This is a genomic window from Leptospira harrisiae (assembly GCF_002811945.1).
Lineage (GTDB): Bacteria > Spirochaetota > Leptospiria > Leptospirales > Leptospiraceae > Leptospira_A > Leptospira_A harrisiae.
This window is the reverse complement of sequence record NZ_NPDX01000001.1, coordinates 1,358,715-1,378,573: the sequence shown is the minus strand read 5'-3', so window position 1 is coordinate 1,378,573 and position 19,859 is coordinate 1,358,715. Positions and strand designations below refer to the sequence as shown.

The following is a 19,859-nucleotide window of genomic DNA, read 5'->3' as shown; positions in this document are numbered from 1 at the left end:
CTAAAACATACGGAGGAGATACCAATTCCCTTCCGTTTTGATAAAACTTGGATTTATCAAATACCTTTCTAGTTTTGGATTTTCTTCAAACCGGAACTTAAGTTCCACTTCTTCACTAGAACTTACATAAAAATCCACGATCACTTGTTTTGCTGCTATAAAAACATCTCTTACCGTTAAGTTTCCTGGACTTCCCTTTTTTTTGTCTAATTTTTTAGAGTCAAAATAATATACCTGAAAATATCCGTTTGGATCTATTAAATCATTTTTCACTTCATCAATGGTCCAATATCCTTTGGCATCGACATACAAACCTTTGGTGGGGTGGATTAGATTGATGAGGTGATAGAACTTCCGTTCACAAAGATCGGAAAGAAGGGTTTTTAGTTCTGATAAAATGACAGTTTGGTCAAATTTTGAAATCGAGGTTCCATAAATTTTTCCTTGAGAAATCGGAATGGGGCAGATGATTTCATTGGTTCCAGGGCTAGTAGTGGTCTTTTTTTCCTGGATTTTCGTTTGGTCTGTAAGTTTGGATTCTTCTGATTCGGAACCACCAGTTTGGATTTGGCAATGATACAAAAAAACTAAGGCAAATGACAAAATACAAAATCGATTGGTCTCAAGTTTCATTACATTGTTTTGTTGAGAAGATCCTCAAACAAATCCCCACTGTACATCTCGAGAGCCCCGTTACTTGCAGCGATGATTTTTTTGCCGGCCTCAGTGACATCAAAATTTCCAACCACATAACCTTTGGTCGCACCTAACTCTTCCATTTGGTTTGTCATCTCGCGTAGGAATACATCGGATACTTTTGCATCCTTCCATTTACGAACTCGAAATAAGGCTCTTTTGTTTACATCTTCTTTAGAAGAGGCAAGTAAATTTACCCCATCCGCTTCTGGATTCGACATTTCCTTTGTCACACGATATCCCATACTCATGACCATACGAGTGGCTTGATTTTTGAAATTGGTTCCAGGTAGACTGATAAACTTTTCAAATTTATCGAGTCCCAACATATCAAGTTTCGAAGTTAGTTTTTTTCCTGCATCATCCACCATTCCTTTGATATTAAATGGTTTGGAAGAACGCATTCCACTCAGTTCAAAGTATCTAGAATTGGGAAATAAGTTTACAGATAATAAATTAAGTTCTCTCGAGAGATCATACTCATGGGTGAGCGATTCGACTGTCCCCGTCCCACGTTCCAATCTATATTTTAAATTTGCTAAAGCCACTACATCAGGATCATCCAATCGTTCGGCTTCTGCTTCGATCAAATATTCAGAAGCATCATCGAGCCTCCCCATATAGACAGTGATCATTGCAAAGTGAATGCTTGTTTCTATGATTTCGCTAGGCCAGGCATTGAGTCTCGCCATTTCCAAACACAAACGCCCATACTTTAATGCCTCAGGAAAATTTTGCATGAGGATGGCTTCTGTCATTAAAAATTGAAAGAGAGTAAACCGAACAAACTCGTCTTCGATCTGTTCGCTGATGGCAACAGCCGTTTTTACAGCGTCTTTGTGTTTGTTCTCCCGAGAAAGAGAGAGCGCATATAAAAATCCGGAGACTGGTGACTTTTCTAGTTTGTACGCCTTTTCAAAATATTCCCTTTCCTTTCCCCCGCCGGTCACACCAGAAATCACACCACGGGCAATGAAGTATGAGGAAAGATTGATTTTTTCTTCCGGGATTCGAGAAAAGAAATGTTCCGCAATTTTAAATTCTTTTTGTCCAAGTGCCATAAAACCTAAACGGAGGCAAGCGATGGGATTGGAGCGATCCGCTTGGAGAGTATCCAAATAGTGAAAGAAGGCTTCTTCAAAAAAATCTTTTGTATAATAAATATCAGCAATGCGGTTCGAAACCGTGACGGAATCGATTTCTTTTGTATACCGGTTGTTCTTTTTAATGATTTCGAGGTGTTTGGCCTCGTTTAAGGGATCATTTTCCATGGCATAGATTTTTGCCATTACATAGTGTCCGTAAGGGTTTTGGTGGTCTTCTTCGAGCTTTTCTCGCACGAGGGCCCGTGCATCTAAAAAATTCCCAAGTGTGGCGAGACTCAAGGCCTTGGCATAACTATCCCTTCTTTGGCCAACAATGAAGGTCAAAAGAAACCCGAGCATAATCACAGCTGCTCCCACAAAGATAAAAAATGCCAAATTCGCTTACTTCCTATTTTCCTATTTTAGTTGGTAAAAAAGAGTCTTACGTCAATTCTGTCCTGGAAGTGATACAACTCACCTACATTTCCTTTGCTCTTCGACTTCTCTTCCGGGATCGACTTTACTCGGTGGCCTATGGCCTTGTCGGTGCCCTATTTTTTACATTCTTTTTACTCGCTATTAGGATTCACTTCCATTTGTATTCTGGTGTGTCCCTTACTAGTATCGTTTCCTTTGACCAATCTCCCCAGATTCTTTTTTATTCCACGAGTTTTGCATTAATGGCTCTCTTTTTCTTTCATTGCCTTCATGGACTCGGTGACATTGGAGTGATGATGGCCATTGGAGGAAACAGGTTGGGTTGCATTTGGCTCCATTCTTTGTCCTTATTTTTCCTATTTTTACCAAGTTTCCTACTGGCGATCATGATAAACCTCGCATACTTAAATCCACCGGCAGATTTCGGATTCATCAGTGAGATCAAATCCGTTTTTTCTTGTTTGGTTCTCTTTATTGCACTAGGTTTACTTGTTTCTGTTCCCACCATTGGAATTAGTTCTTACATTGATCCTTATAAATCCATCCGGAGACAGAAATAATGTTACTCCGAGTCCACAGCCTGACCAAACGATTTGGCAAAGACGAAGCTGTCAGTTCCGTTAGTTTCGATGTGAACCAAGGTGACTATGTTGCCATCATTGGACCATCCGGATCGGGAAAAACCACTTTGCTTTCGATGCTTACGGGAATGCTTTCACCAACAGAAGGTGACATCCTTTACGACCAAATCAAACTTTCCCAAATTTCCAAACAAGAACTAGCAGAAATTCGGGCCCGTGACTTAGGACTCGTTTTTCAATTTTCCGAACTTGTGGGAAACTTAACGATCAGAGAAAACATCCTTTTGCCAGCACTCTTTACTCGTAAGTTTTCGAATGATGACTATATTCGTAAATGCGATTATTTGATAGAACATTTAAAGTTAGGTGATATCCAAAATTCTTTACCTCGTACTTTGTCGGGAGGACAAATCCAAAAAGCGGCAATTGCAAGGTCTCTCATCAATGATCCTGCCATCCTTTTTGCAGACGAACCTTCTGGAGATTTAGATCCAGAAAATAGTTATTTAGTCCAACTCCTCCTCAATGAATACAACAAACGAAATCATTCCATTATCCTTGTCACACATGATATGAAACTTGCTTTTGATGCCCAAACTGTTTATGAAATGAAACAGGGGAAATTCGACCAAGTCATTAAGGGAGAATGAGTTTGGGAAATGCCATCGGAGTGGATATCGGTGGAGGGAGCATCAAAGTTAGCCTCTTTGACAAAAAAGGAGACGAACTTAGGTCACAAATTTCCCCCACTCCCGAACATTTGGACAACCAAAGTTTTTTAAAAAATTTAAAAGATACAATTCGTCCGCTCATACCCGATGCCATTGGAATTGGAGTTGGATCCCCCGGTCCCTTAGACAATGAACGAGGGGTTATGATTTCCAGCGCCAATATGCAAGGCCTAAAAAACTTACCAATCAAAGAAGAACTTAAAAAAGAATTTTCATTGCCCGTTTGGTATGAAAATGATGCCAATTGCGCTGCTCTTGGGGAAGCCTACTTTGGATCATATAAAAACACAGAATCACAACTCATCGTCACCTTAGGAACCGGAGTTGGTGGTGGGTTTGTCAATAGAGGAATTCTTTATTCTGGTTATCTAGGCAATGGGATTGAAATTGGACATACCACTTCTGTGATTGGTGGAGCACTTTGCGGATGCGGGGTTAAAGGTTGTGTGGAGAGTTATTTTTCTACACGTGGTTTTTTAAATCGTTATGCGGAAAAATCCAACCAAACATTGGGAAATGCAGAAGAATTTTTTCAATTGGTCCGTAAAAAAGATTCACTTGCACTAGAAATTTTACATTTTGGAACATTAGCACTGGCTCATGCAGTACGAGGGGCCATTCATTTGCTTAACCCGGAAGCGGTAGTTTTTGTAGGTGGGATCACTAAATCCTATGATTTATATGGTAAACTTTTAGAATCTGAAATTAGAACTACCATATTCCCCGTGTTAAACGACCGGCTCAAAATCGGAGCGGGCGGAAGTTTGTCAGGTGCTTTAGGTGCTGCATCTCTTGTTTTTTCTAAGGAGAAAGTATAATATGGAAAATTGTCTTTTCTGTAAAATTGCGAGTGGAGAAATCCCTACCAAAAAGGAATATGAATCGGAAAACATTCTCGTGTTTCACGACATCACTCCCCAAGCTCCCTTTCATGTCCTCATCATTCCCAAAGTTCATATTTCCAGTATGAACCAAATTGAAGATTTGGATCCTGCGATATTAAAAGAAATATTTCACATCATCCCCAAACTAACAAAACAAAACGGAATTTCCGAAAAAGGATATCGGTTAGTAAACAACTGTGGTGACTTTGGCGGACAAACCGTACACCACATCCACTTTCATCTGCTAGGTGGTCGTCACATGGTTTGGCCACCGGGTTAATTAGAATTATATGAGAAAATTATTATTTGGAATTTTAGTTTCAGGAATAGCGGTTTATTTTCTATCAAAGAACTTTGACCTTGCAGAATTCGAACGTTTGGAAGGGAAAATCAACTGGTGGATTTTCCCACTGTTGTTTTTATCCAATTTATGGGCTTTTGTTCCGTTTTCAATTCGATGGTATTATCTCTTAGAAAAAAAGATTAGTTTTTCAAAAGCATTTACCACGGCGATCATCGGAGTTGGGCTCAATATGGTTCTTCCTGCAAGAGGGGGTGACCTTGTTCGTTTGATCATGAACAAACGTGATACGGAACTTCCACTCACCCATTTACTGAGTCGTATTTTTTTAGAAAAGGTAATGGATCTTGGATCAGTTGTTATCATAGGAGCGTCCGCACTCTTTTATATGGGACTAGGACAATCCAAAAACCTAAGTTTACTACTAATATCCACACTTGTCATCGTTGGTATGATTGTTGGGTTAACAGTCGTTCGATATTTTTTGGACCCATTACGAAATTTTATCAAAAAACTATTTATCCTTATCGGCAAACACAGTCTATACGAAGAAAAGTTAGACCACCATCTTGTCGAATTTTCCTCCTTTTTAAAGGGTGACAAATTATTAAAACCAGTTCTTTATTCTATTCCCACTTGGGTTTTTGGGTATGCTGTTTCCTACTACCTTGCCGGTTTACTCATCGGAATGCCTCTTAGTTTCCCCGAAGCTTTATTATTTATGTTCCTCGGTGGGATGGGTGTTGCTATACCTTCAGCTCCTTCTGGAATAGGAGTATTTCATGCAGCTATCATATCTGGATTTATTATTTTAGGAAGAGACCCTGGAGAAGGACTTGTGTATGCAACGGTCGTCCACCTAACACAGTTTATAATTACAACAAGTTTAGCTTTAATTGCCTATCTATACTGGCGTTTGACTCACGAAAAAATATCAAATTAAAACTAAATGGAAAAACCAAACCCAATCTTTCAGATTCGGTTTGGAAATGGAAGATGGCAATCCATCGGCATTTTAACCAACTGAATTGCCATTGTGAATTCTCTTAACTTAATGCTTTGATTACATCTTCTGGAGCTTGTACAAGTTCGACGAGAACCCCTTCGCTACAAAGCGGAAATTCTTCATTTCCTTTTGGATGAATGAAACAAACGTTATAACCTGCCGCACCTTTTCTGATTCCGCCTGGAGTGAACCGAACTCCTTGTTTGGTCAAATACTCCACACATTCTTCCAATTTATCAATCCAAAGGCCAATATGATTTAGTTTTGGGTCATGAACTTTGGGACTTTTATTTGGATCAATGGGTTGCATTAAATCAATCTCAACCTTAAACGGTCCATTTCCCATGGACAAAATGTCTTCATCCACATTTTCTTTTTCGCTTCTGTAATCAGAAACTTTTGTTAGTCCCATCACCTCTACCCAAAACTTGGATAACTTTTCTTTTGATTCGCCACCGATGGCTACTTGTTGGATTCCTAATACTTTGAAAGGACGGGACATGATTTATACCTCAATTGTTGCAAAAATATAATTTCTACCTCACCACATTCTTTGAATGACCTTCTCTCGAAAATTATTTTTCTCGCTCATTTTTCTGATTTCTGGGCGAGTCCCCCAAATTTTATTCAAAACAAATCCCTCTCTTCGAATACCATAAAATGAATTGTCTTATGGGGACCGGGCTACTTTGGGGTCCGCATTCGCTCCCGTCTGACTTACGTCAGACCAAGCCCGACGTATCCCTCTCGCAAAAGTTCTGTAATATAATTCTTGCCTGGTGGAAATAATCTAGTAAATTATTCAAGTAATGAATGATAAACAAAAGATCCAATTCATCAAAGATAATTTCTGGAAAAAAATAAAAGAAACAGGGAAAAAAATTCCCTTTATCAAAGATGTCATCGCCATGTATTATTGTTTGTTAGATGAAAATACATCCTTAACAGCAAAAGCCTCAATCGTTTTGGCATTACTTTATTTTATATCACCGGTGGACGCCATACCAGATATCATTTTGGCTTTGGGTTATACTGACGATGCCGGAGTCATCGCCACAACCCTACTTATCATCAAATCACAATTAAAACCGGAACATTACGCAAAAGCAAACTCGTCACTTTCGGAAGAAGAGGAAAAATAATTTAAAACCAAAAATCGTTTTACCAAAACGGAAAGTAACGATTTTTAGCTTTAATCTTACAATACTAACGCGAGTATACTCTATACTTTTCTCACAAATTTAGAAAAAGAAATCTTCGAAAAGATATGTTTAAAATCTTCTTTGATTCGATACAATACAGGTACAAATACAAGAGTCACTCCAGTTGCAAAAAACAATCCCCAACCAAATGCGAGTGATAATGGTTGGACAAACGGATCCAATGTAGGAATCCCATATGCACTAGGAACAAGTCCAATCACAGTACTAATCGTAGTTAAAAAAATTGGACGCAATCGAATGGCTCCACCATTAATGATGGCTTCTTCGATTGACATTCCTTGCATACGAAGTTCCTCAATAAAAGTAATCAGTATCAAAGTATTTGCAACAATCGATCCACTGAGTGCCACAATTGCCAAAGTACTCATAAAACTTAATGGCATTCCATGTGTCATAAGTGCAAAAAGAACACCGACAATCCCAAAAGGGATGGAACCAATGATGACCGTTGTTGTTCCAATAGAATTAAAATACACAATAAAAATTCCAAAGATTACAGCAACTGCAAGTAACATAGAAATACCTAAATCTCGAAAGGACTTACCTGCATCCTCTTGTTCTCCACCAAAGATAACTGAGTAACTATCTTTTGCATATTTATCAACATTCACCAAATTCTTTAGTTGCCTATTCACAAACAAAGAAGTCGTTTTATCCGTATCAACCGAAGCTTCGAGTCGCACCACTCGTTGTAAGTCTTGCCTGTTGATCATGGAGTAATCACGATCCTTTTCAAAATAGGCAACTTGGTTCAAAGGAATCAGTCTGCGGTTTCTATTTTCAACCTTTACTAAATTCAAACTTGAAACTGACTGTCTTTCTGCTTCAGGAAAACGAACAAGGATATTGATTTTATCTTCTCCTTTACTGATTGTAGAAGCAACCTCTCCGTTAAATGCTGTTCGAACTGATCTAGCAATATCACGAACACTCACATCTGTTCGTCCCGCAATTTCATCCTTTACAAAAAATCGATATTCTTCCTTTCCCAATTCTAAATCAATCCGGATGTCAGAAACACCATCCATTTGTTTTAATTCTTTAATGTATAAATCTGCGATCTCTTGGATGACCGAAAATTCAGCCCCACGAATTTCCAAACTCACGGGTTTCCCAACAGGTGGTCCTTTAATTTTGGCATTTACATCATAAATCATTTCTTTTGGAAAATTCCCAGAAACCTTATTTTCCTGAATAAATTCACGAATCTTCTTAACAAGGACCCTCGCATCTTCCCATACCTTTCTATCCGCTGCAGTCACAAGTTTCATTGTTAGGTGTGATCTATGAACTTCCAAACCAGGCTTTGGATCAGTAATTGGATTTTCATGAATTCCAATGCGACTTCGTAAATGTACAAAATCTTTTCCAGCCATTTTCGTAACAACAGGTTCTATCTTTTCAATGGTTTCCAAGTTCTTTTGTAAAGTTGTTCCAATAGGCATCCAAATTTTAATTTCGATGTCCTCTTCACTTCCTGAAGGAAACATCACAAAAGGTAAAAACTTTCCCGCAAGAAACAACGTAAAGAAAAAGATAAAGGTAAATATCGATAAAACAAAAACTCTATGTTTCAATGCGAACGTCATTGTTCGTTTGTATCCAGAAATTACATACCCAAAGGCTCCTTCTTTTTCTTCGATGGATTCTTCCTTTTTTACCTGACCCTTAAAGTTTTTTGGTAAAAATTGGTTCAACCAATTAGGCAAAAATACAAGAGCAAACAGAAGGGAACTTGCAAGTGTCACAAGAACCACTGCAGGAATTCCCAAAATAAATTTCCCAATAACCCCACTCATAAAGAGTAATGGGAAAAATGCAGCTGAAATCACAAGGAAGGAAACTAAAAGTGGAACCAAAACATCTTTAAATGTTTGTAAGATGGCATCCCTTCTATCCAATCCCTCTTGCATCAATCGATAAGTATTTTCTGCAACAACAATAGAGTTATCTACCATCATTCCAAGAACCATCACCATCCCAAATATCGTGATGGTATTGATGGTAAATCCGAATTGTTTTAAAAAAATAAAGGCAATAAGAAAAATAAATATAATTGCTACACTAATCATTATACTTAAGCGCAGACCCAGAATAAAGATAAGTGATAACATAACAAGAACAAGACCCGTTTCAAAATTCAAAATCAAATCGCCAAGTTGGCGACGAACGTCCTTACTTTTATCATCATAAATTTTAGTTTCTATTTCAGGAAAATTCCCTTCCATTGAGGTGACTAAAGTTTTTACCGTATCAGCGGTTGTGATGATATCAGCTTGGTCAGTTTTCCAAACCCGAAGAATGATACTATTTTTACCGTTTAACTTTTCGTAGGTCTTTTCTTCTTCAAATCCATCAAATACCTTTGCTACATCTTTTAATACTGTGGCGAAACCAAATTCATTTCCCAACATGGGAACAGAAAGCATATCTTTTGCTTCCTCAAAATCTCCACGAGTCCGAAGAAGGTATTCAGTTCCATTCACTTTCAAACGGCCAGATGGCATATTGATATTTCGTGAACCCAATGCATTTAAGACAGTATTGAGTCCCACTTCCTTTGCGTTGAGCGCTTTGGGATTCACTTCCACAAGGAATTCGCGATTCCTATATCCAATTTTTTCAATTTCAGCAATTTCTTTAATTTGGAAAAACCGATCTTCAAAAGCTTTAGCTGTGTCACGTAACTTACGGTAGTCGGACGTTGAATCTTTCGAATCTTCTTTCAATGAGAGAGCAAGACTAATTACCTCTTGTTTTTCCGTTGTGATTTCCCTCACCTTAGGTTTTTGTGCATTATCAGGTAACCGAACTGAATCAACAGCATCCTTAATATCATCTAAAACTTTTTTTGTATTTTTGGTACCTTCTACAATGAATACCATAATCACGCTGACATTTTCTAAGTTATAACTTCTAATTTTATCGATCTTTGCAACTGCTCTTAATTTCTTTTCGATTGGAATGGCAACCAAACGTTCGATTTCTTCTGGAGTTGCACCTGGAAGTGGGGCCTCTATTACAATTTTATCAAGCGCCACATTCGGAAAAGCTTCTCTATGCATCGAAAGTAAACGTGAAAGTCCAATCAAAACGAATAAGACTAAGATGAACTGAATGATAAGTGTTTTATCGGTAATGAATTTTGCTATATGTTGCATCTGTTACTTCCCAAAATTTGAAATATTGACAATAAAGTTGACTAACAGGTCAGTTTTCAATAAGGGAAAAGAAAAACAACAGATTTTGAATTCAAAAAAAGAAATTAAAATCGCCTAACGGTCTAACCATCTCAGTAAAGTTTGTTTCAAATGTTCTTTTTGGACTGGTTTGCTGAGATAATCGTTCATCCCAACTTCAAGACATTTGTCTTTTTCACCTGCAATGATCCCTGCAGTTACTGCGATGATGGGTACCGTTTTTCCATTCCTAGATTTCCGAATTTCCTTTGTAGCATCGTAACCATTTAACACGGGCATCTGGATATCCATAAGAATGAGCGAAGGCATTTCGTTTTGAAATACTTTGATAGCCTCTTCCCCATTTTGAGCTTCCAGTATTTTTACTTCAGGAAGAATCCGTCTGATAAAATTTTTCATCAAACCCAAGTTTACTGGGTTGTCTTCAACCACTAGAATTTTTGCAGTTCCAGAATGGAATGAATGAACCCGATCTTTTTCATTCAATTCTTTTGTTTCTGTATCCACTGCTTTGAGAAGCGGATCAAACTGAGGAATCCTAAGTTGGATATCAAAATAAAATTCACTTCCATGATTTAATTCACTTTTTAATTTTAAATCTGACTTCATCAGAGACAATAATTGTTTACAAATGGCAAGTCCAAGTCCTGTTCCACCAAACTTTCGAGTTGTGGAAAAATCTTCCTGAGTAAATGAATCGAATATTTTTTCTTGGCTGTCTTCCGCAATACCAATCCCGGTATCCTTAACAGAAATTCTAAGTTTCACCAAATCAGAGTTTGTCTCTTCTAATCTTTTTACGTTACATTCCACAAATCCGTTTTCTGTAAATTTAATGGCATTCCCAAGTAAATTCAAAATCACTTGGCGCAACCGGTTGGAATCAAACATTAAATTTGTTGGAATATTTTCATCAATGTGAAACTTGATATCGAGACCTTTCATCATAGCCTGGATATTCACAATTTTAATTGCTTCTAAAACCATTTTCTTAACGTTATTTGGTTCTTCCGCCAGTTGTAACTTACCGGCTTCTGCTTTAGAAAAATCTAATATATCATTTACGATGTTGAGTAAAGCATTTGCCGATTGTTTTACGATTTGTGCATATTCATTATAAGAAGAATTTTCCAAGGTTTCCGCTAGTAAGTCTGAATAACCTATGATGCCGTTAAGAGGAGTTCGAATTTCATGACTCATATTCGCCAAAAATTCTGACTTTGCACTGTAAGCTTTTTCAGCAAACTCTTTGGCAGCCTTTAACTCTAGTTTGGTTTCATAAGCTTCAGTGATGTCACGTGTGAACATCAAGATCCCACCAACTCCGCCACCTAATTGTTTCCACGGTCGAATCTCCCATTGAATCACTTGGTCTTTTTCCCAACCTGGTGGCCTCCAAACATCTTCATCTCGCTTTAATATTTCGCCTCTCAGTCCCCGCGAATGGATATCTTTCCACTCCTGACTGATATTTGGAAAAATTTCATAGTGACTTTTTCCAATGATCTTATCCTTGGTGAACGGAATTTTATAATCTTCGACCCACCTTTGGCTAAGAGCTACATAACACATTTCCTGATCTAACATAGCTACAGCAGCAGGTGCATGTTCTACAAAAGACCATAATATCGAAGTTTGTGCAGCCAGTGCCATTTCCCATTTCTTGCGTTCATTGATGTCTTGAATGATTCCGTAAATTTTTACAATTTTTCCATTCTCGTATTCTGCACGGCCAATAGTACGAATCCAAGTTTGATTCCCTTTTGCAGTGACCATTTCTAACTCTAGATCATACTCCTTCCCTTCTGCCAAAAGTGAAGAAACTGCTTCCGAAATTTTACGATAACTTTCTTCTGACTGAAAAAACTGGATCCCTCCTTCCACACTTGGGATATAGTCATCTGGCACCTCATGAATTATTTTGGTGACGTTTGTCCAGTTTGCTTTTTTGGTTCTTAAATCCAAATCCCAACCGCCAATTTTTGCAAGGCCTGCTACTTGGTCGAGTAACCGTGAAACATTTTGTAAGTCCATCTCTGCTTGTAAGGACTCTGAAATATCTAAGATTTGCGAAAGATAATAAACTGGATTCCCTAAATGGTCCCTTATGATCGATTTATTTAATACGGCCCAAATCAATCCTTTATCTTTTGTGATGTAACGTTTTTTGATTTGAAAACTTTGAATGGAACCACGATTTAATTTTTCTAAATAAGAAAGTTCTAATTCTAAATCTTCAGGATGAGTAATTTCGGATATGGACTTTGTTTTTAGTTCTTCTGCAGGATAACCAAGCCAATGACAAAAAATTGGATTTACTTCAATAAGTTCTCCATGAGGATTTTCAATTTTCATACCAATACTTGAGTTTCGAAACGAAGAAGAAAATAAATCTCGTGATAATTCTGCAGATTGTAAAATGTATGGATTCGGATGATTTTTGCCTTCCAATGTTGTATCTAATACAAGAAGGATGTATTTTTTTCCCGATTCAATAAATTCTTTTGGATAAATTCGGAATGGAAATCCAGCACTGTTATTTGGATCAAAACAAATACGACCAACCACCGATTCTTGGGTTCCGGGGAATGAATCCAATCGAATTCCAGAATGAGTCAAAATACATTCGGAAGGAAAAGATTGTCCCACTGCCATCCCCATTGACTTTGAAGCCACCGGACTCGGATACACAATTCCGGTGTTTCTATCCCAAATCAAAAATCCATGTAATCCGTATTCCAATACAAGTTCACATAATTCTTGTTTGTTTGCAATAAAAGTAATCGGATTCATTCTATCGTTTAATTTCGATTCTTTGGTTCGTTTATTTTGGAAACTTCACAGAAAATAGTCCTCTTAAATCCCCTACACGATATCCTTTTGCTTTATCACTTGGATATTCTTTATCTAAAACTACCAAGGTTTCATTTTTGATATCTTTGTTTGGTTCTCCATGACACTGAATGCAAAGACCTGCAACAGGAATAGGAATGTAAACCGTTACGGAGTCATCAGACGTGAACGTTTGATTTGGAAATACACCGTCACTAGTTTTTAATTTTTCTATTTCTAAAAAAATCCTTTTCTCTTCTTCGGAGAGAAAATTCGAAAGATTCCTAGGTTTGTTTGTGATCCTTCGTAACTCAACTCTATGTTTTTTCCCTAATTGGTCCGTAATCCCAAGGGCATTGATTTTACAAAACGGAATGGCTTTTTTGGTTCCTCCTTCAGCAATCAAAGCCGAAAGTTTTTGCACCAAATTGGTTTTTGCTTCATTAGTAATCTTAAGGGCAATTTTTTCATAATCTGGGTTTTGGGTTTGGCAGCTTGATCCAAATACCAAGATTAAGATCCAAAAACTGAGTTTGAATACGAATGACTTTTTTGTTACCATATACATTCGAATTCTAATGGAAGTTTTTCATTCTGCAACCGGTAAAATCACCGAGAAAGTTGTTTTCCCAGGTAGCGATTCAAAATGGATTTTTCCATTCTGGTTTTTAATGATTTCTTTAGAGATATAAAGCCCAAGACCAATGCCCTCTCCTTTCTCCTTCGTTGTAAAAAATGGCTGAAAGATTTGGTTTTGAATCGAATTGGGAATGCCTGGACCATTGTCGGTTATTGTCACTTCCACTTCCGATTTATTTTTCAAACTTACCTTCACAATAACTTCTCCCGAATTGGGTAAAGTGGCTTGGATGGAATTAAATAACAAATGGGACCAAACCAATTTCATCGCAGGTTCACAAACAAATACCAAAATACGATCATCAATATAAGTAACCAAACGACGGCTGATTTCCCAATATTGATTATAAAGGAATAAAATATCCCGAATTCCATCTCCCAGGGAAACTTTTGTTTTATCTTGATCAAGAAAAGGTAAGGAAAATTGGCGAAACGTAGAAATAACTTTTTCAGTCCTACTAATTGCATTGGAAACTAACAAATTAGCTTTTTCCATTGTTTTAAATTTGAGCCATAAATACACAAAGTCCCAATCATTTGTATCATCTTTTGTTAGCCCTTCAAAACTTCGATGGTCAACTCCAATGTCAATGCATCTGTCTGCTAAAAAAAGCAGGTCACTTTTGGGTAAAAAAGAAAAAAAATTCATGATCAAATCGTAATCTTCTCGTTTTTCAATTCGTGTTCGATGTTTCCAAAATAATAGTTTTTCTTTTTTTTCCCAAAGAGGTTCCTTTCTTTTCAAAAAAGACAATTCCTCTTCAAATAAAAATTCCATCATTGATTTTATTCCCGCGAGCGGATTGTTAATTTCATGTGCGACATTTGATGCCAAAGTTCCGAGTGTTACCAAACGGTCATTTTTTAATAATAAAGTTTCTCTTTTATTTAGTTCTTCAACCAGTGATTTATTATTATTTTCTAATATATCTAACAAAAAGGTCACCAACCTAACAATACAAATAGTAATTCCGAAAAGTAAAATTACCTTCAATATCTCTAGCGGTAAAACAATTCGATTCGGAGTTTGAGGAACAAGTCTGTATCCTGTAAATAGTTCTGCACCATTCAAGACAGCAATTATGATTCCACATACATATCCAATGATCACAATGATTCCCATAACTGCGGAAAATTTACGATGGAGAAAAAAACCTATATAAAGCTGGTATAAAAAGAAAATGGAGAAAAAAATTGCATTTTGAATAGGAGAAGCGACCAGATCTCTAGGGTGACTTAAAATGGTTAAATAAAATCCCAAAAGAATAATCAAAAAATCTAATACTAAAAAGCTAAGTACAGAAAAATTTCCTAATTCAGAAATCTGTTTATTTTTAATTTTGTATTTAGCGAATATAGAAGACGTTAAAAAAAATATCCCCACGAAACAAGCAACCCAAAACGGAGGTTTCCCAAAATTCAATGAAGCAGCAAGTACTCCAATCCAACCAATCACCATACGAATGGAGATAAGAATCAAAAGCCCTTTCGACTTCATTTGATTCGAAAATTGTAATAGGAGAGTGGCGGAAGTAACCATAACCAAGGAGAAATCAATAGAACCTATGTTTTTATAAAATCAAGCCAATTCTAAAAAGAGCCATTTGACAGCACGTACCAATCCGAAAATCTTGGACTTGGTTCCCTCAATGAAACAAACTAAGATTGCAATCATCGGCGCCGGTGGACTTACCGGGAAAGAACTCACAAAACTCCTTGCCCATCATCCAAGTTTTGAATTAGTTCATGTCACATCCAACCAGGTGAATGGCAAACACATCCGCGAAGTTTTCCCTGACCTTAGCCATTTGCCTAATTTAGAATTTCAAAAACATGAAGCACCTGTCCCTAAAGATGCAGGGATTGTCCTTGCTACCCCCAATGAGGTTTCCCTCGAGAAAGCTCCTGAGTTTTTAGCGGAAGGTAGGAAGGTAATCGATCTTTCTGGAACCTTTCGATTGCACAACCAAAGTAAATTTGAAAAAGCATATCAGTTCCCACATACAAAATTTTCTTTGATGGACCAAGTAGTCTTTGGATTACCGGAACTCTTTAGAGAAAAATTAAAAAATGCAAACTTTGTTTCGAATCCAGGTTGTTTTTCGACATCAGCCATTTTGCCAATCGCCCTTCTTGGAAACTTACGAAAAGAAATCCAAGGCCCAGTGATTGTTGATGCAAAATCAGGAGTGAGTGGTGCTGGTGGAAGGACAGAAGAAATTAAATTTGCTTATACGAATGTGTATGAAAATTTTAGAGCATACAAAATTTTAACCCATCAACATGAACCGGAAATGGAAGAATATGGATTTGTTGGAACTGAAGAAAAGGAAATTCTTTTTACACCACACTTACTTCCTATCTACAGAGGAATCCTTTCTAGTATCTACATTACTTTTCCAAAAGGAATCAGTGCAGAACAAATCAAAGAAAAATTCCAAACCGCAGCAGAGAAAGAACCCTTTGTTAGGTTGTACCAAACTCCAGAAGAAGTAGAAATCAGAAAGGTGCAAAATACAAACTTTTTGGATTTAGGATTTCGGATCAAAGGGAACACTCTTGTCATTATATCGGCTCTCGACAACCTAATGAAAGGAGCAGCAGGCCAAGCCCTACAAAATCTAAATTTGATGTATGGTTATCCTGAAACGGAAGGACTTGTTACACTTTAATCCCAAACAAACACTCGTTACAGGAGCTTTTATTGGAGAAATAGATCTCTTAAAAGCTTCTGGAAAGTTCCCTCATTTAGATGTGATGGGGATTGGAAATTTAGAATCTGCGGTCCAACTTTCAGAGTATCTTTCTAAAAACAGTAACATCCGTCATATAGTTTTTTTTGGGTCCTGTGGGGCTTACGAATGGAGTGGAATCACGATCGGATCCTTTATTTCACCAAACAGAGTGTACTCGAAAGAAATTTCCCATGCCCTTAAGATATCCAAACAAATTCCAGAATCTCCCGAGTTTTACGAAATGGTTCCAGACAAATCCTTACAAACTGTAGCATGCAATGCTCCCACAACCATCACTTTAATCGATTTAAAACATCCGCCCGAAGAACCGTGGAAAAATCTAGAAATTGAAAATCTAGAATTGTTTGGAATTTCTAAAGTTGCCAAAAAATTTTCCGTAACTGTAACAGCTTATTTAGCAGTGACAAATCTTGTGGGGCCGAACGGATCCAATGATTGGGCCAAAAACTGGAAACACCTCTCCCACTCTTTACAAAATAAAATTCTATTCATTTCCTAAAACTTCCCTGACACTTTCATTTGCTAATACTCGTTTGATCCAAATTTCCACAGAAAGAGGAAGTTTTGTTTCCATCATATCTATATTTTTGATAAAAGGAGCATAAAGAATCTCTAAAAAGCCAAACTGGTTTTCGTGAAGATACTCGTTTGTTTCCAAAATTCCTTCTAAAATATCCAGATGCCTTCCGATTCGTTTGGAAGAATCTTTCATCCGATTTGTATCCCATTTTTCAGGTGGAACAAATTTTTTAGAAAAATATATAACACTGCCAGGAAAACAGAACTCTGATTCACAACGATTGATGGATTGGTTCAAAAGAGCTCTGGATCTCAAGTCTTCTGAAAAAAAAGGATTCGCAAATGAATGTTTTTCTTCCAAATAACGAATGATAGCCGATGATTCTGCGAGTAAAAAATCATCATCCTTTAACACGGGGACTTTCCCATAAGGATTAATCTGTAAAAATGGCCTTTTCCTATTTTCTAATTTGTCCAAAGCAATCGTTATGGTTTCATAGGGAAGATTTCTATATCGCAAATAGATATGTACACGCATACTATAAGTCGAACGGGGATGTGCATATAATTGATACATTCAAATTTCTCCAAAAATTAAAAACTGAGAACACATGCGATAATTCCTCTCTATTAGTAAGGAAACCAAAGGATCCCTTCTCGTTTTAGCTTCTCAATGGCATACCGGTCCGTCATTCCAGCAATGTAATCACAAATGACACGCATCCTTCCCTCTTCTTCTTCACGGTTCCGATAAGATTCCGGGATGGACTCAGGGTGAGATTCAAAATGTTTAAACAGTAAATAGATAGTTTCTTTGCCTCTTTCACTCATCCGAGAAACTTCAGGATGGCGATAGAGTTTTGCAAATAAAAACGTTTTGAGTTCTTTGAATTCTTTTTGAAACTCAAGAGAGAATTGCACCAATTTCTTTTGGTTTTGAAAGGCGATTGATACATCCTCTCTTGAAGAAATAAAAAATGTCTTTAGTCTTTCATCAATGGAGTCAATCAAATCGGAAACCATTAAATTCAGTAAAACTCTTCCTGCCGATCTTGAAAAAGAATCAATATCGAAGGTACTAATTTTTGGAAGAGCGACTTCCATCCTTTTCCAAATTTGGAGTTCTTTTACATCGGATAAATTCAAAAGTCCACTTTCTAATCCATCTTCTAAATCATGAGCACTATAAGTGATTTCATCCGAACTATCCACGACCATTGCTTCCAGAGAAGGACCAAGATCTCGTCTAACATCTAACAATTCGGAAGGTTCGTAATCTCCCCCATGTTTCATAATCCCAAGCAATGTTTCCCCACAAAGATTGAGGCCAGGGAATTCAGGATAACGTCTTTCTAATTTCTGAACCACACGTAATGATTGTTTGTTGTGCTCAAAACCACCATTTCCTTTCATAAGTTCCGACAGTGCCTCTTGACCGGCATGTCCAAAAGGGGAATGGCCTAAATCATGGGCTAGAGCAATGGTTTCGCTCAAATCTTCGTTGAGTCCAAGCACCTTCGAAATTGTTTTTGCAATCCCTGCAACTTCTAATGTATGAGTGAGTCGATTGCGAAAATGATCTCCTTCTGAATAGACAAAAACCTGAGTTTTGTATTCCAAACGTTTGAAAGCATGAGAATGAATGATGCGATCTCTATCCCTTTGAAAAGGAAGTCGATAAGGATGTTCCGGTTCGAAGTGCTCTCTTTCGCCCGGATTTTTACTCCGAACTGCATAGGGTGCAAGGATTTTTTCTTCTTCTTCTAGGAGCTCGTTTCTCCCTTTCTTCATAAATCTCTTTCCTTTTTGAACGAAACCATAAAATCAGTATAAATCCCTCATGGACTTTCTACAAACTCTAGTTTCCATTTTTATGCAATACGGTTATTTCGCCGTTTTCGGAATTCTAATCCTTTGTGGATTTGGACTTCCTGTCCCAGAAGACATCTCCCTTACGGCAGGTGGTGTTATCTCCGGTTTGGGTTATGCCAATGTTCATATCATGTTCTTTGTGGGGATGGCTGGTGTTCTACTTGGTGATGCGTTTGTTTTTTGGCTCGGAAGTTACTACGGAGAAAAAGCATTAACCCTTCCCGTCTTAAGAACAGTCCTCCATCCCGAACGTTTTGACAAAGTCCGCGAACAATTTAAAAAATATGGACGTTGGGTGGTCTTTTTTGGTCGTTTTATGCCTGGCCTCCGGATGCCCATATTTTTCACAGCGGGCACTTCCAAACAAATTAGTTTCATTCGATTTGTCCTTACTGATGGATTTGCAGCACTAATCTCTGTTCCTATTTGGGTCTATTTGGGATATTATGGGGCCCATAATTTTGATGAACTCATGGGTTGGGTTCGTAATGGACAGACTATCATTTTGGCCCTAGTTGGGATCGCAATTGCCGGAGTTGTCTTCTTTTGGTGGCGGAGGAAACACCGCGAAGTTAGAGGCGAAAAATAAATGAATACTGCTCTTTTTTGGTTCCGTTTACCCATTTCCGTTTTTCTCTGTTGGTTGGCATTCGGATGCACGAATTATTCGACCACTGCTTCTGTACAGGCTCCTCCTACCTTGATTTCCATCACAAACAATGGAAATTCCAATTTTACCATTAAAGTCAGGGCCCAAAACCCAGAATTTATCTTCCAAGGGTATCGTCTTTATACAGGTGCCACCGAAAATTTAGCCCAAAACCCAACCGACCTGAATATGGGAGATTCTTGTATTCTTGCTCAGGCGGCCATAGTCCAACCTTTGGATTATATCTTTGAAATCGATCCTTCCACAAATCCGAATACAACTGGTGTTTCCTGTCGGATTTTTGCAACCCTCACACCCGGAACCTACATAGCGATGAGGACTCTGGGGCTTGCTGTAAATTTACAGAATAGCACCAGTTCGTATAAGGTGTCTATGTCTTCCAATGCTCTTATTGTCCCTTAAAATAAAACTTTCTTGCATTTAAGT

The 19,859-nt window shown here is 37.7% G+C and carries 19 protein-coding genes; 10 read left to right on the top strand and 9 right to left on the bottom strand.

Annotation, left to right across the window (positions count from 1 at the left end):
* Positions 1–633 (bottom strand): hypothetical protein, encoded by a 633-nt coding sequence (locus CH364_RS06350; protein WP_100742727.1) that lies wholly within the window; start codon positions 631–633, stop codon positions 1–3.
* Entirely contained in the window at positions 633–2,177 is a 1,545-nt protein-coding gene (locus CH364_RS06345; RefSeq protein ID WP_100742726.1) for a restriction endonuclease, read from the bottom strand. The genes CH364_RS06350 and CH364_RS06345 overlap by 1 nt, the downstream gene beginning before the upstream one ends.
* Between CH364_RS06345 and CH364_RS06340 the strand changes: the two genes are divergently transcribed.
* Genes CH364_RS06340 through CH364_RS06320 form a run of 5 tightly spaced genes read left to right on the top strand, consistent with a single transcriptional unit; the run spans position 2,171 to position 5,659 of the window.
* Positions 2,171–2,779: an ABC transporter permease gene (locus CH364_RS06340; protein WP_100742725.1), complete on the top strand. Its 609-nt coding sequence runs from the start codon at positions 2,171–2,173 to the stop codon at positions 2,777–2,779. The two genes, CH364_RS06345 and CH364_RS06340, sit on opposite strands and share 7 nt — an antisense overlap.
* Positions 2,779–3,450 carry an ABC transporter ATP-binding protein gene (locus CH364_RS06335; RefSeq protein ID WP_100742724.1) on the top strand — a complete coding sequence of 224 codons (672 nt, stop codon included), beginning with the start codon at positions 2,779–2,781 and terminating at the stop codon, positions 3,448–3,450. The genes CH364_RS06340 and CH364_RS06335 overlap by 1 nt, the downstream gene beginning before the upstream one ends.
* 2 nt (positions 3,451–3,452) lie before the next feature.
* Positions 3,453–4,349, top strand: a complete 897-nt coding sequence (locus CH364_RS06330) for an ROK family protein (RefSeq protein WP_100743446.1) — start codon at positions 3,453–3,455, stop codon at positions 4,347–4,349.
* Position 4,350: 1 nt separating this feature from the next.
* Complete coding sequence (locus CH364_RS06325) at positions 4,351–4,695, top strand: histidine triad nucleotide-binding protein (RefSeq protein ID WP_100742723.1); 345 nt, start codon at positions 4,351–4,353, stop codon at positions 4,693–4,695.
* A 10-nt stretch (positions 4,696–4,705) separates the two neighbouring features.
* A complete protein-coding gene (locus CH364_RS06320) occupies positions 4,706–5,659 on the top strand; it encodes a lysylphosphatidylglycerol synthase transmembrane domain-containing protein (protein WP_100742722.1) in 954 nt (317 codons plus the stop codon).
* Between the two features lie 103 nt (positions 5,660–5,762).
* On the opposite strand, the gene CH364_RS06315 is transcribed toward CH364_RS06320, so the two are convergent.
* A complete protein-coding gene (locus CH364_RS06315; protein WP_100742721.1) occupies positions 5,763–6,224 on the bottom strand; it encodes a VOC family protein in 462 nt (153 codons plus the stop codon).
* Between the two features lie 307 nt (positions 6,225–6,531).
* Here CH364_RS06315 and CH364_RS06310 point away from each other — a divergent pair, with 307 nt between their 5' ends.
* Positions 6,532–6,864, top strand: coding sequence for a YkvA family protein (locus CH364_RS06310; RefSeq protein ID WP_100742720.1), 333 nt, complete (start codon positions 6,532–6,534; stop codon positions 6,862–6,864).
* Positions 6,865–6,944: 80 nt separating this feature from the next.
* Here the strand turns inward: CH364_RS06310 and CH364_RS06305 are convergent, their stop codons facing one another.
* The 4 genes from CH364_RS06305 to CH364_RS06290 form a co-directional block, all read right to left on the bottom strand.
* The gene (locus tag CH364_RS06305; protein WP_100742719.1) at positions 6,945–10,106 is read right to left on the bottom strand and encodes an efflux RND transporter permease subunit; all 3,162 of its coding nucleotides are present in this window, start codon (positions 10,104–10,106) and stop codon (positions 6,945–6,947) included.
* Between the two features lie 114 nt (positions 10,107–10,220).
* Positions 10,221–12,938, bottom strand: coding sequence for a PAS domain S-box protein (locus CH364_RS06300; RefSeq protein WP_100742718.1), 2,718 nt, complete (start codon positions 12,936–12,938; stop codon positions 10,221–10,223).
* A gap of 31 nt (positions 12,939–12,969) precedes the next feature.
* Positions 12,970–13,539, bottom strand: a complete 570-nt coding sequence (locus CH364_RS06295) for a Tll0287-like domain-containing protein (RefSeq protein WP_100742717.1) — start codon at positions 13,537–13,539, stop codon at positions 12,970–12,972.
* Positions 13,540–13,566: 27 nt separating this feature from the next.
* Complete coding sequence (locus tag CH364_RS06290) at positions 13,567–15,114, bottom strand: sensor histidine kinase (RefSeq protein WP_243401265.1); 1,548 nt, start codon at positions 15,112–15,114, stop codon at positions 13,567–13,569.
* 151 nt (positions 15,115–15,265) lie between these two features.
* Between CH364_RS06290 and argC the strand changes: the two genes are divergently transcribed.
* Together argC and CH364_RS06280 are read left to right on the top strand one after the other, a co-directional pair.
* Complete coding sequence (gene argC, locus CH364_RS06285; protein ID WP_100743445.1) at positions 15,266–16,288, top strand: N-acetyl-gamma-glutamyl-phosphate reductase; 1,023 nt, start codon at positions 15,266–15,268, stop codon at positions 16,286–16,288.
* Positions 16,275–16,871: a nucleoside phosphorylase-I family protein gene (locus CH364_RS06280; RefSeq protein ID WP_100742715.1), complete on the top strand. Its 597-nt coding sequence runs from the start codon at positions 16,275–16,277 to the stop codon at positions 16,869–16,871. The genes argC and CH364_RS06280 overlap by 14 nt, the downstream gene beginning before the upstream one ends.
* On the opposite strand, the gene CH364_RS06275 is transcribed toward CH364_RS06280, so the two are convergent.
* A complete protein-coding gene (locus CH364_RS06275) occupies positions 16,857–17,468 on the bottom strand; it encodes a glutathione S-transferase family protein (RefSeq protein WP_100742714.1) in 612 nt (203 codons plus the stop codon). The two genes, CH364_RS06280 and CH364_RS06275, sit on opposite strands and share 15 nt — an antisense overlap.
* A gap of 53 nt (positions 17,469–17,521) precedes the next feature.
* Positions 17,522–18,682, bottom strand: coding sequence for a deoxyguanosinetriphosphate triphosphohydrolase (locus tag CH364_RS06270; RefSeq protein ID WP_100742713.1), 1,161 nt, complete (start codon positions 18,680–18,682; stop codon positions 17,522–17,524).
* A 49-nt stretch (positions 18,683–18,731) separates the two neighbouring features.
* Between CH364_RS06270 and CH364_RS06265 the strand changes: the two genes are divergently transcribed.
* Positions 18,732–19,352 carry a DedA family protein gene (locus CH364_RS06265; RefSeq protein WP_100742712.1) on the top strand — a complete coding sequence of 207 codons (621 nt, stop codon included), beginning with the start codon at positions 18,732–18,734 and terminating at the stop codon, positions 19,350–19,352.
* Positions 19,353–19,835, top strand: coding sequence for an LIC11661 family lipoprotein (locus CH364_RS06260; protein WP_100742711.1), 483 nt, complete (start codon positions 19,353–19,355; stop codon positions 19,833–19,835).
* The last annotated feature ends 24 nt before the right edge of the window (positions 19,836–19,859 follow it).